This is a genomic window from Alteromonas sp. ABH4_452 (assembly GCF_056311825.1).
Genome location: NZ_CM149973.1, coordinates 65,016 through 80,630, shown reverse-complemented (window position 1 = coordinate 80,630; position 15,615 = coordinate 65,016). Strand labels below are relative to the sequence as shown.

General features: G+C 45.2%; 10 protein-coding genes. 5 read left to right on the top strand and 5 right to left on the bottom strand.

From position 1 onward, the window contains the following. Positions 1–7 precede the first annotated feature (7 nt). From ACYX4N_RS00315 to tldD, 3 genes are read left to right on the top strand one after another with little or no spacing between them, the layout of a single operon-like run. A complete protein-coding gene (locus ACYX4N_RS00315; RefSeq protein ID WP_476055229.1) occupies positions 8–3,997 on the top strand; it encodes a YhdP family protein in 3,990 nt (1,329 codons plus the stop codon). Continuing rightward, entirely contained in the window at positions 3,990–4,808 is an 819-nt protein-coding gene (locus tag ACYX4N_RS00310; RefSeq protein ID WP_476055228.1) for a carbon-nitrogen hydrolase family protein, read from the top strand. The genes ACYX4N_RS00315 and ACYX4N_RS00310 overlap by 8 nt, the downstream gene beginning before the upstream one ends. After that, the gene (tldD, locus tag ACYX4N_RS00305) at positions 4,801–6,243 is read left to right on the top strand and encodes a metalloprotease TldD (RefSeq protein ID WP_476055227.1); all 1,443 of its coding nucleotides are present in this window, start codon (positions 4,801–4,803) and stop codon (positions 6,241–6,243) included. Before ACYX4N_RS00310 ends, tldD begins: the two co-directional genes overlap by 8 nt. A gap of 86 nt (positions 6,244–6,329) precedes the next feature. On the opposite strand, the gene ACYX4N_RS00300 is transcribed toward tldD, so the two are convergent. Both ACYX4N_RS00300 and yjgA read right to left on the bottom strand, forming a co-directional pair. Continuing rightward, entirely contained in the window at positions 6,330–6,758 is a 429-nt protein-coding gene (locus tag ACYX4N_RS00300) for a hypothetical protein (protein ID WP_476055226.1), read from the bottom strand. 61 nt (positions 6,759–6,819) lie between these two features. Then, positions 6,820–7,377, bottom strand: coding sequence for a ribosome biogenesis factor YjgA (yjgA, locus tag ACYX4N_RS00295; RefSeq protein ID WP_334058562.1), 558 nt, complete (start codon positions 7,375–7,377; stop codon positions 6,820–6,822). Between the two features lie 72 nt (positions 7,378–7,449). Between yjgA and pmbA the strand changes: the two genes are divergently transcribed. After that, the gene (pmbA, locus tag ACYX4N_RS00290) at positions 7,450–8,781 is read left to right on the top strand and encodes a metalloprotease PmbA (protein ID WP_476055225.1); all 1,332 of its coding nucleotides are present in this window, start codon (positions 7,450–7,452) and stop codon (positions 8,779–8,781) included. Here pmbA and ACYX4N_RS00285 read toward each other — a convergent pair. Beyond that, a complete protein-coding gene (locus ACYX4N_RS00285; RefSeq protein WP_476055224.1) occupies positions 8,778–9,632 on the bottom strand; it encodes an AraC family transcriptional regulator in 855 nt (284 codons plus the stop codon). The genes pmbA and ACYX4N_RS00285 overlap by 4 nt on opposite strands. Positions 9,633–9,736: 104 nt before the next feature. On the opposite strand from ACYX4N_RS00285, the gene ACYX4N_RS00280 reads away from it, so the two are divergent. Then, positions 9,737–12,847, top strand: coding sequence for a beta-galactosidase (locus tag ACYX4N_RS00280; RefSeq protein ID WP_476055223.1), 3,111 nt, complete (start codon positions 9,737–9,739; stop codon positions 12,845–12,847). Positions 12,848–12,922: 75 nt separating this feature from the next. Here the strand turns inward: ACYX4N_RS00280 and arcA are convergent, their stop codons facing one another. Together arcA and ACYX4N_RS00270 are read right to left on the bottom strand one after the other, a co-directional pair. Next, a complete protein-coding gene (gene arcA / locus ACYX4N_RS00275; RefSeq protein WP_014996957.1) occupies positions 12,923–13,630 on the bottom strand; it encodes a two-component system response regulator ArcA in 708 nt (235 codons plus the stop codon). 154 nt (positions 13,631–13,784) lie between these two features. Then, positions 13,785–15,431, bottom strand: coding sequence for a sensor histidine kinase (locus ACYX4N_RS00270; protein ID WP_476055222.1), 1,647 nt, complete (start codon positions 15,429–15,431; stop codon positions 13,785–13,787). Positions 15,432–15,615 lie beyond the last annotated feature (184 nt).

Genomic DNA, 15,615 nt, shown 5'->3' with positions numbered 1-15,615 from the left:
GCAAAATGTGACAAATTTTTCGTCGGTAGCCGCTTATCTACTCAAGAAGTTTTGGCTGCTAATTGCCGTATTGCTTGTACTTTTCGCGCTTGTTTTGAGCGCTGCACGCTATGCTCTGCCGCATATTGAGCACAACAAACATTTGTTGGAAAATTATATAAATGAGCAGTATGGTGTAAATCTATCTATTAAAAGTGTGCATGCAGTTTGGCAGCGCAGCGGCCCCAGCATTGTGCTCAATTCTGTGTCGCTGGCTAAAAACGATGCGTCTCCTGTGGCATTGGACATCAGACAAATCTACGTTGAGCTAGATTTTTGGGAATCGCTACGCCACCAGCTTATTTCATCCAACCGTTTTGAACTGCGAGGCTTAAAACTCGATATTGATGCCGATCGCCTGTCCGGTGACGGTAAAAATAACTTTCCCGTGGTTAAAGCCCTTGAGCGACTTTTCCTAGAACAACTGCAAAGCTTTTCGCTAGAAGACGGTGTGGTTTCCGTGACCCACCTCAGCGAAACCAATTCTTTCGATATAGAGAGCTTATCCTGGAACAACCATAAAGAGAGGCACCAAGGGTTAGGACAACTGAAAGTTGCAGATTTAGCTGCTAACTCTGCGTCTTTCATTATTGATATAACGGGTACGCGAGAAGAGTTTGAGGGCGTGTTCTACGCCAAAGCCGAAGAACTTGATATTTCTCCTTGGGTAAGCGACCTGATAAAAACTAAGCGCCCGTTAGCCCAAAGCCGTGCAAACTTTGAGGTATGGACGAACTTTTCTCAAAGTGACATTACGAGTATACAAGCCGAACTAAGTGAAAGCCTTTTAGAGTGGGGAAGTGGCCGTGCGAAAACGGTAACCGGCATCAGCGGTGGTAGCTTACAGGCGTTGCCGAACTCTGGAAGTAAACAAGGCGGGTGGAATGTTAGAGTTGACCAGCTTGTACTTGCTTCAAGTAATGAAACCCTAACCACAGATCTTATTGGTAGCATTAGTGCAAACGGTGATGTGCTAATAAACACCATGAAGCCCCTGCAAATTAACCCGTTTTTACTGTTATTACCCCTTTTTATGGATGATACCAGTGAAGAGGAAATACGTGGGCTAAATCCAAAAGGCGAGTTAGCCACGTTGCAGATACAGCTGCATAACGGTCAGCCTTCTTTGGCCGCTAAAGTGCTAGATGTGCAGTGGGATAAAACAGATAAGGTGCCAGGCCTTTCTTCCCTCAACGCCGAACTGTTTTGGTATAAAAATAATGGCGCCGTTTACCTAGAAAGTCAGGATAGCGTGTTTAGCGCTGATGGCGTCATCAAAAAAGACATTCATATAAACCAGTTCAAATCCCGGTTTTATATTTATCCAGAGCAAGCAGGCCAAGCAGCAAAGCAGTGGATAGTAAAAGGTAGCGACATGCTACTAGATAGTGACGCTGTTACTTTGCACCCTCAGTTTAAACTGAATACGGCAACCGGGTTTATGTCGCTGTATGTCGATGTGAGCCCGCTGGCTTTAAATGAAGTGAGTAGCCTGTTTCCGACTTCCCTAATGGGAGCTAATACCGACAAATACCTCACTCGCGCGTTCACTGGAGAAGGGCAAATTACAAATGCTCGTGTGCTATGGCATGGCCGTACAAGTGACTTCCCCTTTGAAGACAATACCGGCATCTTCCAAGCTTATGTTGATATTAAGCAGGGAGATTTTCTTTTTGCGCCTAACTGGCCTGCGCTCAATAACTTAGATTTGTCTTTGTATTTTGTGAACAATGCCTTAGTGATGGAAAGCCCAAGTGCAACTCTTGCTGATGTGAAAATAAGCAATATGTCGGCTGCTATACCTAGTTTTAAGCCTGGGGCTCGCTTGGCAATCTATGCTACCGGCACAGGTTCTGGCGAGGCGCTTACGGCGCTGATGATGGACTCATCCCTTAAAAATTCGCTGGGTAAGGTATTGAACGATGATGTGCAAATTAGTGGGCCGCTTTCTGCCGACATTAAGTTAGATATACCTTTTAAAGGCAAAGATGTGGTGGCATCGGGTACCGCGCATTTATCTAACAACCCTGTCTATATCACAAAAACTAACATGCTTTTTGATAAAGCGTCGGGTGATGTGTCATTTACTAATGGAGATATAGATGCAGGGGATCTTACTGCGCAATTTCTTCAGCAGCCGGTAAATTTGTCGCTGTCTGGCAGGCAGAGCGACACCTACGATCTCCATGTAGAATTAGGTGGGCGTTGGCACGTACACCCGCTGGCTAACTATGTAAACACGGATCTTACCACGTACATCGATGGTGAAAGTGATTGGAACACCAAAGTAGATTTAACACTTTCTAATAGCGGGTTTAAATACTCTGCAAATCTCTCGGCAGATTTAACGGCAACACAAAGTATATTACCTGCTCCTTTTGATACTGCAGCCGGTACTAGCTTACCTCTACAGATAATCAGTACTGGCGATGGCAAAGCATCGAACGTCAAAGCTACGCTTGGTAGTAATATCCGTTTTGACGGTGTGCTTCCCCACAAAGAAATGCAGTTTTCGCGGGCGCACTTGGCCCTGGGTGAAAGCGATATTGCCAATATTGGAACAGGCTTTAGTATTAGTGCAAATTTGGCTCAAGCGGATGTACAAGAGTGGTTTACCACAATCGACATGTTGCTTTCAGGCAAAGGAAAAGGTGCGGGTAACACCTATGCGCAAACTAATGTTCAACCATCTATCGATTCAAAGGCTCCTGAAGCTAAGCGCACGAATTTGTTCGGCACACCGTCGCGTATATTTGCTAAAGCCGACATGCTTAATTTCGCTGGTCATAGCATTAAAAAGGCAGAACTGAATGTAACTGAGCGCAACAAGGATTGGATTTTAGACCTAGCCTCCCCACAGGCCAGGGCGACCATTCGCATTAACAGTGATTTAGATGAGCAAGGCATTGAGGTAAATGCCGACTACTTATCGCTAGATAAACCTGCTGAATCTGAGAATGCAGACAATATCAACGGCGTATTAGCAGCTAGTAGCGCTGCCCCAGGCAACGAAGATGAGTCTCCTTATAATATCGACCCTAACACGCTGCCACCCATTTATTTTTATTGTCAGTCTTGTGGCGTGCATGGCATTGATTTAGGCGAAGTAACGTTAGACGTGGCGAAAGAAGATAACGGCCTAGCCATTCGCCAGCTTTTAGTGAAATCTGATGAAAGCAACGTAACCGCAACGGGTTATTGGAAGCACATTGGAGGTGAGGTTAAAAGCGCGTTAAACGGAACTTTAACGTCTCCTGATGTTGGTCAAATGCTAAAAGAGTATGGCGTTGAATCGGGCATTAAAGATTCTAATGCAAACGTACAGTTCGACATTAACTGGCCCAATGCGCCAATGGACTTTGGGTTTGAACAACTTAACGGTAACGTAGAGTGGTCGCTGTCTGATGGTTATCTAACGGAGTTAAGTGACAAAGGGTCGCGAATATTTACCTTGTTTAGCTTAAACTCGTTAGTAAGAAAGCTCAGCCTTGATTTTCGAGACGTTTTTGCCAAAGGCTTTTTCTACGATGACATGGGCGGTACCTTAAGCATTGTTAACGGCAAAGCATATACTGACGATACTGAAATTGACGGCGGCGCTGGAGAAATAGAAATTACCGGCTTCACTGATTTGAATACAGGCGGGTTAAATTATAATGTGTCATTTGCGCCCAACGTAACCGGAAATCTTCCGTTTCTTGTGTATTTCTTAGCAACGCCGCCTACCGCATTAGCTGCCCTTGCCATTGACCAAGTGTTGACCTCTGCGAAAGTCATTTCAAATGTGAACTATCGCGTAACGGGTACCATAAAAGAACCTAAGTTCGATGAAGTTGAACGTAACAGTAAAGACATTAGCTTACCTGCCCAAAATGTGCCTGTTCCAGAGAATCCGCAAGACAGGCCGTTAACGGATGATGACGTACGCAGGCTGAAAATGGAGGTGATCGATGGTTAATTTAGTAGCACTACAAATGACTTCTACGCCAAACGTAGAAGAGAATCTCGATACGGTTGCAAGTGAAATGGCGGCGGCTAATATTGCAAAGGACAGCCTAGTGGTGTTGCCAGAGTGCTTCGCCTGCTTTGGCGGCAAAGACAAAGGTCAACTTGAAGTCGCTGAAGTAAAAGGTGATGGTGCAATACAGCGTCGTTTATCCTCACTTGCTAAGCAGCATCAATGCTACATAGTGTCAGGAACATTTCCGGTTAAAACGGAAAACCCCGATAAGTTTTCTGCTGCATGCATGTTATTTGGCCCAAGTGGCGAGCTTTTGGCTGACTATCGTAAAATTCATATGTTCGACGTATCGGTAAACGATAACACTGGCAGCTACAAAGAGTCGGCTACCACTGAGGCAGGAAGCGAAGTCGTCACTGTTCAAACGCCAATAGGCAACATTGGGCTTGCGGTGTGCTATGATGTACGTTTTCCAGGGTTATTTACTGCAATGGGCGATATCGATATTTTGGTGTTGCCTGCGGCCTTTACACAGCGTACTGGAGAGGCCCATTGGCACGCGTTGCTGCAAGCCAGAGCCATTGAAAAACAGTGTTTTGTGGTAGCGCCAAATCAAAGTGGCGTTCATGCTAACGGTCGCGAAACTTATGGGCATAGTATTATCCTATCGCCTTGGGGAGAAACCCTTGCCGAACGAGTCTGTGAAACGGGGCTGGTATCGGCAAACGTAGATATTGCAGCAAGAGAAACCATTAAACAGAATATGCCGGTTGCCGAACATAACCGATTCAGGAGTCATTTTGTCTAAATCTGTTGAGCGTCATTTATTATCTGACTCAGGCCTAGATATTACAAAGCTAGAGAGCGCGCTAGCGACCATTCATCGCCACGACACCGATTATGCCGATTTATATTTTCAGTCGAGCCAACACGAAAGTTGGGTTTTGGAAGACGGTATTATCAAAGAAGGCAGCTATAACATTGAGCGCGGCGTAGGCGTGCGTGCAATTAGTGGTGAAAAAACGGGCTTTGCTTATTCTGATGAAATAAGTGAAGAAGCGTTAGCTAAAGCGTGCAAAGCGGCCCGCGGTATTGCGCCAAGTGGCGGCACCCAACAAGTTGTTGGTTTAGGTCACAAGCCTTTCGAAGCACGCTATGCCGAAAATAACCCTATTCTTGCGATGCAAGATGCCGAGAAAATTTCACTGCTTAAAGCTGTAGATGCTTATATCCGTAAGCAAGAGCCGTCTGCCAATCAGGTGGTAGTAAGTTTAAGCGGCGTATATGAAGAAATTTTAGTTGCTGGTAGCGACGGTACGTTAGCCACAGATATTCGTCCGCTTGTACGCTTAAACTGCTCAGTATTGCTAGAGCAAGGTGACAGACGCGAGCGCGGTTCAGCGGGTGCAGGTGGGCGATATGCTTACTCATTCTTTAAGCAAGATGAAGATGGCAAACCCTATTATGAGCAACTAGCCGATGATGCACTTCACATGGCGCGGGTTAACATGCAGGCAGTAGCCTCACCCGCAGGCGCTATGCCTGTGGTATTAGGTAACGGTTGGCCTGGTGTTTTGCTTCACGAAGCTGTAGGTCACGGTCTTGAAGGTGACTTTAACCGTAAAGGTGCATCAACCTTCAGCGGTCGCATTGGCGAGCGCGTGGCAGCCAAAGGTGTAACGGTTGTTGATGATGGTACATTAAGCGACCGTCGCGGTTCGTTGTCAGTGGATGACGAAGGCACGCCAACGGCGCATAACGTGCTAATTGAAGACGGTATTTTGAAGGGCTACATGCAGGATAAACATAACGCCAAGCTAATGGGCGTTGCACCTACCGGAAATGGCCGTCGTGAATCTTACGCTCACTTGCCTATGCCTCGTATGACCAATACTTACATGCTGGAAGGTGAGCACGATCCGAAAGAAATTATCGCCTCTATCGACAAAGGGATTTATGCGCCGAACTTCGCTGGCGGTCAGGTAGATATTACCTCTGGCAAATTCGTGTTCTCTAGCGCTGAAGCTTATCTTATCGAAAACGGTAAAATTACTGCACCCGTTAAAGGGACAACCTTAATTGGTAACGGCCCTGAGGTTATGCAAAAAATCTCAATGATTGGTAACGACACTGCGTTAGATAAAGGCGTGGGTGTATGCGGTAAAGACGGTCAAAGCGTACCAGTAGGTGTAGGTCAGCCTACGCTTAAAATTGACGAGCTAACAGTGGGCGGTACGGCGTAGCTCAGCTCACACAGTCACTCATAGAACTAAAAAAGGTTGGGCATAGGCACCAACCTTTTTTGTATGCGAACTGGTATAAGTCGCGGCTAACTTTCAAACCCTTTTTCATTTAACCACTCAATAGCATCTTCCTCGTTGGTAAAAATACCTAATTCAAGGTCTGCATTGTCGTAAATTCTCTGAAATTGCGCTCTTACAATGGGTTGTACTGTAGTGTCACCAATAACTAGCGCACCAAGCGCCATTCCGTGTTGCGCACGCCACTCAACCGAACGTTGAAGTTCTTTTTCGCCGGCTTTAGTAAGAAGGGCTGAACCATGCAAAAAACCTAAAAATGCCCAGTGATCCCCACCAAAGCTGTTAATCACATCCATCATATCCCTCGCATAGCGCTCTATGGCTGAGTCATCGGCAATACCTTCAGCCGACACGCCAACAATGTTACCAAGTACAGCAATTTGATACTGACCGTACTTGCTTTTCAATGTTGCGTTAGGGTTAGAAAATATTTTCACACTATCTCCCCTTGGCTGGTGAAGGATACTCTGATGTAGATATTAGTGTAATTATAGACCATTAATCTTCGTGAATAACGTCTTTTAAATACTGAAACAGCTCTCTGAACGCTTTGGGTGGTGCATTCTTTTCACGCTCTTTCTTAATTTGGCGGTGGAATTGACGCAGCTTCTGGCGATCGAGCTCAGGGTGCGCTTCAATCAACTTCTGAATAGCTGGGTCACCCTGTTCAATTACCGCTTCTCTGGCTTTCTCTAGCGCATGAAAAGCCGCGTTTGCTGCTTGGTGCTGGTGGGTAAGTTTCGCAAGAGCTTCTTCTATGTCGGCAGTATCGCGATTACGCAGTGCTTTACCAATAAACTGAAGTTGGCGTCGATAACCATCTTTTTTCTTGTTAACTTTACGGGCAATAGCAACCGCATCGGCCAGCTCTTCATCCATAGGAATAGTGGCAATGTTTGCATCGGTTAAGTTAACTAAGGTTTCGCCTAGCTTGTGAAGCTCTTTTGCTTGACGCTTCAGCTCAGTTTTACTGACAAACTCTTCCTCTTCGAACTCATCTGCTTGCGCATCTTCGAAGTAAGGATCTTCAGGAGAATTGTATTTCTGATCACTCATTTCAAACTCATTAGTGTTACACTTTAGCTAAATTGTAACTATCACAGTCGAATTAAGACAGCGAAACTTACTATGCAAATTGAGCAGCAGTTAGCCGACATTCAAAATGTCGTAGATGATGTACTAAAATTGGCCGTTTCAAAAGGCGCTACGCAAGCTGAAGCCAGCATGTCGAAAGTGCAGGGTATCGCCGTATCTTCACGTATGCAAGAAGTTGAAAACGTTGAATTTACCAACGACGGTGGCTTAGGTATAAGCGTATACGTAGGCAAGCGAAAAGGCAGTGCTTCTACTGCTGATTTGAGCAAAGCAGCATTAACATTAGCGGTAGAAAAAGCCGTAGATATTGCACGTTACACCAGTGAAGATCCTTGTACTGGTTTGGCCGATGCTGACCTTATTGCTACTGAATTCCCAGATTTAGACCTGTATCACCCCGAAGAGCTAGATACTGAAAAAGCCATTAAAACCACCATTGAAGCTGAAAAAGCAGCAATGGATTACGACTCGCGCATTACCAATTCAGATGGCGCGTCGTATAACGCAAATTTAGGTATGCGTGTTTATGGCAATACCCATGGTATAAACGCAGGCTACCCTAGTAGCCGCTATTCTTTAAGCTGTATGGTTATTGGCGCACAAGATGACGATATGCAGCGCGATTATGCCTACACGGTAAGCCGGAAGGCCGATTTGTTGCAATCAGCAAGTGCTGTAGGCATTGACGCTGCAAAAGCAACTGTAGACCGCTTAGGCGCCCGTAAGATTAATACGGCGAACGTACCTGTACTTTTACACCGCGACATCGCATCTAGCCTGTTCGGTCATTATGTCGGTGCTATCAGCGGTGGCAGCCTTTATCGTCGTTCAAGCTTCTTACTTGATAGCCTTGGAGAGCAAGTTTTCCCAGAATGGCTTAACGTTGAAGAACGCCCGTTTATTAAAGGCGGCTTAGCAAGCTCTAGCTTCGACAACGAAGGTGTAGCCTGTGCAGATATGACAATCGTCGATGGCGGTAAATTAGCCACATACCTTTATACAACATACTCTTCGCGTAAGCTTAATACCCGCTCGAATGGCCATGCTGGTGGTATTCACAACTGGCTAGTAGGCGATACAGGACATAGCGACGCTGAGCTTCTAAAAGAAATGGGCACAGGACTATTTGTAACCGAGCTTATGGGGCAGGGCGTTAATGGTGTAACTGGTGATTACTCGCGCGGTGCTGCGGGCTACTGGGTCGAGAATGGCATTATTCAATACCCCGTCCATGAAGTAACCATTGCCGGTAACTTAAAAGATATGTTCAAAGGCATTGTGGCAATTGGCGCTGAAAAAGATGTGCGCGGCAGTGTACAAACTGGCTCTGTACTTATCGACCAAATGAAGATAGCGGGCAGCTAGCTCGCGTTTTCTCGAAACGCTGAAGGGGAAAGACCTGTCGATTTCTTAAAGCGTTTTGAGAAAGTAAATACATTTGTGTAGCCCACATAGCTTGCAATGTAGGAAATGGGCCACTGCGTGCTTAACAGTAAGCTTTTGGCCCGTGCCATCCGCAAATGAATAACGTGCTGTTTTGGGCTTCGCCCAAACACTTGTAAGCACAACCTATGAAGGTGAGGGGCAGAGTAATGCGCCTTTTCACTTAAGCTTTTCATATCCCAGTCAAACTGAAGTTGTTTATCCACCACTGAAAACAAAGCATGTACCCGGCTTATTTGGCGTCGCTCCTTATCGTCACTGGCATGCTTTTTACCTAATGGAGCATCAGCTATGAGGTACAGATAACGAGAAACAAACTGCATGGCAGCGCGACGGCTATCAAGGTCGCGTTCCAAGTACACAAGTTCCATGGCGTGATGGAGTCCTTCTAGCATGGCGTTATCTACAACTAGGGCATCACTTTTTCTAAATGACTTCCAGCGCTCGACATTAGCTAAATTTACCCAAATTATGTCCCACTGGTCGCTGATAATTGAAACTTCAAAGCTTTGTCCAGCAGGTAAAATAATAAGCTGCCCTTCATTTAGCTGTAGTTCGCCTGATGGAACGCGAAACTTTCCTTGCCCCTTTATGCTGTAGAACAAAGTATGGTTGGGCGGAGAAACACGCCCCACTGTATAGTTCCCTGATAAGTTAGAGCATCCTGCCAGTTCAATGCCTAGGTCACTGATTTCAGGCGCGTTACTGCTATCTATAAAGCGTTCAAAGCAGTTGGGGCCAATATCTACAATATCTTTGAAGCTAGTTTGCATAAATGTAAAATGATAGTTTTGGATAAATAGATGTAAGTTTAGAGCATAAAGTATCTGTGAAAAGTTAGCTATATTTTGCTTAACGAAAAAGTAAAGGATATGACATGCTTAATGTTGCTCAAGTAGTCGCTCAAAAAGACTGGCAAAACCCGGTTGTGTTTCAAAGAAACCGCATCAATGCCCATAGTCCTCATCATGGTTACAAAACGCTAGAAGATGCATTGCACAGTACCAATGCGCAAAAGCGCAGTTTAAATGGTCAATGGGATTTTCGTTTGTTTGATGCCCCAGAAAGCGTACCTGAAAGCCTACTTTCTCAAACGTTAAGTAGTGATGAATTTGAAAATTGGCAGCCTATTATCGTGCCGTCCAACTGGCAGCTACAGGGCTACGACAAACCTATTTATTGCAACGTTAAATATCCGTTTGCAGTAAATCCTCCTGTAGTACCTAGCGATAACCCAACGGGTTGCTATCGTACTGCGTTCAACGTTACCAAGGATGAACTAAAGCAGCGCAATCATATTGTGTTTGAAGGCGTGAATAGCGCTTTTCACCTTTGGTGTAACGGCGAGTATGTAGGTTATTCTCAAGACAGTCGCTTGCCTGCTGAATTCGATTTATCCCGCCTCTTACTAGAGGGTGAAAACCGCTTGGCTGTTATGGTGATCAGATGGTCTGACGGCAGCTATTTAGAAGACCAAGATATGTGGTGGCTCAGCGGCATCTTTCGCGACGTTAATCTGGTCACCAAGCCTCAGCATCACCTTCAAGATGTGTTCGTTACACCAAAGCTTGATGCGTGTTACCGCGACGCTACGGTTTCAGTTCGTACAGCCATCAATGCGCCATCTACCTTTAAAGTGGGTATCCAGCTCTTTGATGGCGATGACGCTATTACCGAGCAAGTTATTACCGGTACCAACAATAAGCGTATTGATGAAAAGGGCGGTTGGGATGATGTGGTTTTCCAAACATTAGATGTGAAAGAGCCCAAACACTGGACTGCTGAAACCCCTAATTTGTATCGCATCGTAGTTTCCCTTATTGATGAGAGCGGTGAAACTGTAGACCGTGAAGCTTACAATGTTGGCTTTCGAAATATTGAAATGAGAAACGGCCAGCTATTGGTTAATGGCAAAGTTGTGCTTATTCGCGGGGTAAACCGACATGAGCATCATCAGGAAAAAGGCCATGCCATCAATGAAGATGACATGCTTGAAGACATTAAGCTATTAAAACAAAACAACTTTAATGCCGTGCGTACTGCACATTATCCCAATCACCCTCGCTGGTACGAGCTTTGCGATGAATATGGGCTCTATGTGGTCGATGAAGCGAATATCGAGACCCACGGAATGTTTCCCATGGGTCGGTTGTCTCGCGACCCGCTTTGGGCAGGTGCTTACATGGCCCGCTTCACCCAAATGGTTGAACGGGACAAAAACCACCCTTGTATTATCATTTGGTCGTTAGGTAACGAATGTGGTCATGGGCCTACCCATGATGCCATGTATGGCTGGGCGAAGTCATTTGACCCATCAAGACCTGTGCAATATGAAGGTGGTGGTGCCGACACTACGGCTACCGATATCATCGCGCCTATGTATGCGCGGGTAGATACGGATGTGGAAGACGACGCTGTACCTAAATGGGCTATCAAAAAGTGGCTGTCTATGCCCGGTGAAAACCGCCCCGTTATTTTATGTGAGTACGCCCACGCTATGGGTAACAGTTTGGGCAGCTTTGATGAATATTGGAAGGCATTTAAAGACTATCCACGTCTTCAGGGCGGATTTATCTGGGACTGGGTTGACCAAGGGTTAACTAAGTACACTGACAGTGGTGAAGCTTACTGGGCTTACGGTGGCGACTTCGGTGATACCGATAACGATCGTCAGTTCTGTATTAACGGATTGCTGTTCCCAGACAGAACGCCTCATCCCCATTTGTTTGAAGCAAAATACTGTCAGCAGCACTTAAGCTTTTCGCTATTTGAAAAAGATAAAAAATTTGAGCTAACCGTAAGCAGCGATTACCTATTTAGACATACAGACAATGAGTTGTTGTGTTGGCAAGTACTAGAAAACGGAAAACCCATCGCAAATGCAAAGGGCGAGTGCGAAATCAATATAGGTCCGCAGCAAGCACAGACCCTAACGCTATCTCCTGAAGTCACGTTTAAATCAGGCGCTGAGTATCATTTAAATATTGATGTTGTAACAGCGAATGACTGTGCGTGGGCTGGTGCAGGGCATGTTATGGACACTGCGCAGTTAGCAATAACCAATATGTGCGGTATGGTCCCGTTTTCTTTCAATGAACAAGACGACAAAAGTGAACTAGTTATTGAGGCCCAAGACGGGATGCTACTGGTAAATGTCCAAAACAACGTATTTAGCTTTAATAGTGAAAGCGGGCTATTAACCTCGTGGCTTCACGGCGCGGAGGAAATAATTAGCGCGCCGTTAGAGGATAATTTCTTTCGAGCGCCGCTAGATAACGATATTGGGGTAAGTGAAGTGGATAACCCCGATCCGAATGCATGGGAGTCCCGCTGGCGTCGTGCTGGTATAGGCGAATGGTCGCGCACTTGTACGGGCGTAAACGTCGAGCAGGGCGCCCAAGACGTGCGAATAACAACTTTATTTGAATACCACTATGGTCAAAAGCTAATGGCTTCAACTAAGTGGGCTTATACCCTAGATGTACAAGCCGAGCTTTCAGTCGATGTAGACGTGTTGTTAGACGATGGCTTACCACCAATGCCGCGCATTGGTATGCAAACGGCAGTGCCAGTAGCCGAAGAGTGTACGCAGGTGACTTGGCAGGGGCTTGGGCCGTTTGAGAACTACCCTGACAGAAAAGCGGCGGCACGCTATGGCCACTTCTCCTTACCTATTAACGCTATGCAAACGCGCTATGTGTTCCCAACGGATAATGGCTTGCGCAGTCACTGTAAAAAGTTGGCCATTGGTGAATTAACTGCCAGCGGGCAGTTCCACTTCAGCGTAAGTGAATATGGGCAAGCACAGTTGGATAAGGCAAAACATACCTGTGATTTAACCCCTCAAGATTGTGTGTTTGTTTATATTGACCATGCGCACATGGGCGTGGGCGGCGATGACTCGTGGAGCCCGAGCACGCACAAAGCGTTCTTATTGGAAGAAAAGCGTTATCGCTACTCGGTTTGCTTTAGCGCTACTGCTAGCTAGTCAGATACCATTACGCACAAAAAAGCCGCTACATGGTAGCGGCTTTATTAACTCAATACTCGTTCAGGCAGCGGTTTAGCCGTCAACCTGACCGCAGAAACGGTAACCTTCACCGTGGATAGTTACAATCAATTCTTCATCTGTTGGATCTGACTCGAAGTGCTTACGAATACGACGAATAGTAACGTCAACCGTACGGTCATTTGGACGAAGCTCGCGACCTGTCATTTCCATAATGAGCTGTTCACGGGTAAGGATCTTACCTGGGTTGCTTAGGAAAAGGTGAAGCGCACGGAATTCACTACGAGGTAGACGGAATTCTTTACCGTTAGGAGAAATCAATGAACGGCTGTCACCGTCAAGAGTCCAACCGTTAAAGCTTACACGACTTGGTAAATCGTCATCTTCTGAAGAGTTTGTTGTACGAGACAGTAAGTTGCGCGCGCGGATAGTTAATTCACGAGGGTTGAACGGCTTAGTCAGATAGTCGTCTGCGCCAATTTCAAGACCTAGAATGCGATCAACGTCGTTGTCACGGCCTGTTAGGAAGATAAGACCAACGTTTTTACGGTCACGTACTTCACGGGCTAAAATCAGGCCGTTTTTGCCTGGAAGGTTGATATCCATGATAACCAAATTGATAGCGTGATTCTCGAAGAAATCATGCATTTGATCACCATTTTCGGCTTCAAATACATTATACCCTTCCGCTTCAAATAAACTCTTAAGCGTGGTACGGGTTACCACCTCATCTTCAACAATTAACACATTTGGCGTCTGCATGGTGTTTTACACTCTTTCTAAAATACGATTTAAGCAACTAACTGGTTAAATTTTAATATTCATGTACTTGATTGCAAGTAACTTGTGAATATTCTTATTGTTAAGGTATTGGGGTTAGCCAATAAAAATCAAGAAAAGTTCATACTTTATACAACTATTCTGATGTTTTCGCATTAACAACAGGGAAGATAATGACAAATTCTACCCCATTGCCCTCCTCGCTGGTAAGCGATATTGAACCGTTAAGGGCTTGCGTTACTAAGTTGTACACTAAGTGCATTCCTAATCCTGAACCGCCTTGCCCACGTTTGGTGGTAACGAAGGGGTCAAAAATCCGCTTGCGGATTTCCGGGGAAATGCCTTTTCCGTTATCGGTATAAACTAGCTTGAGCTTATCACTGCTAACCAACTCGGCACGAATATCAATGGTGCCTTTATCCATAGATTCAAACCCATGGATAACCGAATTCATTATTAAATTAATCAAAATTTGATTTATTGGGCCAGCCTTCGTTTCAACGCTAAGGGTAGGGTCGCAATTTACGTTGATGTTGTGTTTTAATTTTTTGAGTCGAGGCTGCAATGACAATAGTATCTCATTAACTAGCTGTACAACGCAAAAACTTCTACTAGATTCTGAGGTTTGATCGACGGCAACCTGCTTAAAACTACTGATAAGCTCTGCAGCTCTGTTCAAGTTACGGTAAATAATATTGAGGTTTTCGTTACTTTCTTCCAAGAAGCGCTTCATTGCGCTGGCTTTCAGCGTTTTATTTTCAAAGTCTTTCTGAATAACAGCCAACCTGTCTAGCATCATGGTTGATGCTGTAACGCCTAAACCTATTGGTGTATTAACTTCATGGGCAACACCGGCAACCATATCACCAAGGGACGCCATTTTTTCATTCTGCACGATTTGCCGCTGAAATTGATGCAGCTTTTCTAATGTTTGAATAAGCTCTTGGTTCGCGTCTTTAAGTGCTGTTGTTCGGTGGCTGACCATATCTTCAAGACTGGCATTAAGTTTTCTGTGCTGCTCCTCTGCCTGTCTTTGTTTTTGCATGTATTCTTGCATGCGCAGCAGCAATACGTTCACCGCGTCAGCTAGAATGTCGAGCTCTTTAATGCTTGAGCCAGTAGCGCGAGCTGAATAGTCACGCTGTCGCGACGTGCGTTGTAAAAAGTTGGCTATACTTTCCACCGGGCCAGTTACAAAGCGCTGCATTCTGAGTGCAGAGTAAAAGCTTATGGCCAACAGCACTAAAGCTACTGCTAAATTTAGCCAAATTGACTTCCCTACCAGTTGGTTAAAGTTGTCTGAGGAAACCCTTAAATATACCCACCCTAACTGGATGTTGGTCTCTGGGTCGAACACTTTTGCACTCAGTTCAAGGTAATGCCCATTATCAGCTAGTATTGGATTCATAACCATGGAAGCTAACTGGTTTTCCTTGCCACCTAATAAAAGCTGCCCCTCTTTATTGTACGAAGCAAAAATTTCTGGCTGCGATATGCCGTTTTGGGCTTTGTACACGTGAGCATTGAGTACATGCTCTGCAGCTGTAAGGTTACTTAACGCAACTTCTATACGTTCAGGGGTTTCATCATAAAGGTAGATAGATGAGCTTCTAGCAACCAACTTAGCAAGCATCATTGCGTTAGATTCAAGCTCATGGCGATAGGTTTTTATTTGCGTATAAACAGCAAGGCCCGACAACACTGCAATTGAGAAGGTAATAATAGACATTACCACCCAAAGAAAGAGGCTTTTTATAGAAAGCTTTACTGCTTTATCCGTCATACCTGCCTTGTGTACTGTCCATTCACGTCATCCGTTTTTTAATAGTGGCGCAAAAGTAGGCAAAAAGAAAGGCGCTTATAAACAATAATTAATGTAGAAGGTTATAGAGCTATAACCTATTCTCGCTACGTTTTTTATACGCTGATATCGCAACTGCTTATAGTAAAGTCAGTGTTCCAATAAG

Bases quoted from the DNA above. Each gene is read 5' to 3' on its own strand.
- ACYX4N_RS00310 (WP_476055228.1), top strand. From the start codon at position 3,990: ATGGTTAATTTAGTAGCACTACAAATGACTTCTACGCCAAACGTAGAA.
- yjgA (WP_334058562.1), bottom strand. From the start codon at position 7,377: ATGAGTGATCAGAAATACAATTCTCCTGAAGATCCTTACTTCGAAGAT.
- pmbA (WP_476055225.1), top strand. From the start codon at position 7,450: ATGCAAATTGAGCAGCAGTTAGCCGACATTCAAAATGTCGTAGATGAT.
- ACYX4N_RS00285 (WP_476055224.1), bottom strand. From the start codon at position 9,632: ATGCAAACTAGCTTCAAAGATATTGTAGATATTGGCCCCAACTGCTTT.
- ACYX4N_RS00280 (WP_476055223.1), top strand. From the start codon at position 9,737: ATGCTTAATGTTGCTCAAGTAGTCGCTCAAAAAGACTGGCAAAACCCG.
- arcA (WP_014996957.1), bottom strand. From the start codon at position 13,630: ATGCAGACGCCAAATGTGTTAATTGTTGAAGATGAGGTGGTAACCCGT.
- ACYX4N_RS00270 (WP_476055222.1), bottom strand. From the start codon at position 15,431: ATGACGGATAAAGCAGTAAAGCTTTCTATAAAAAGCCTCTTTCTTTGG.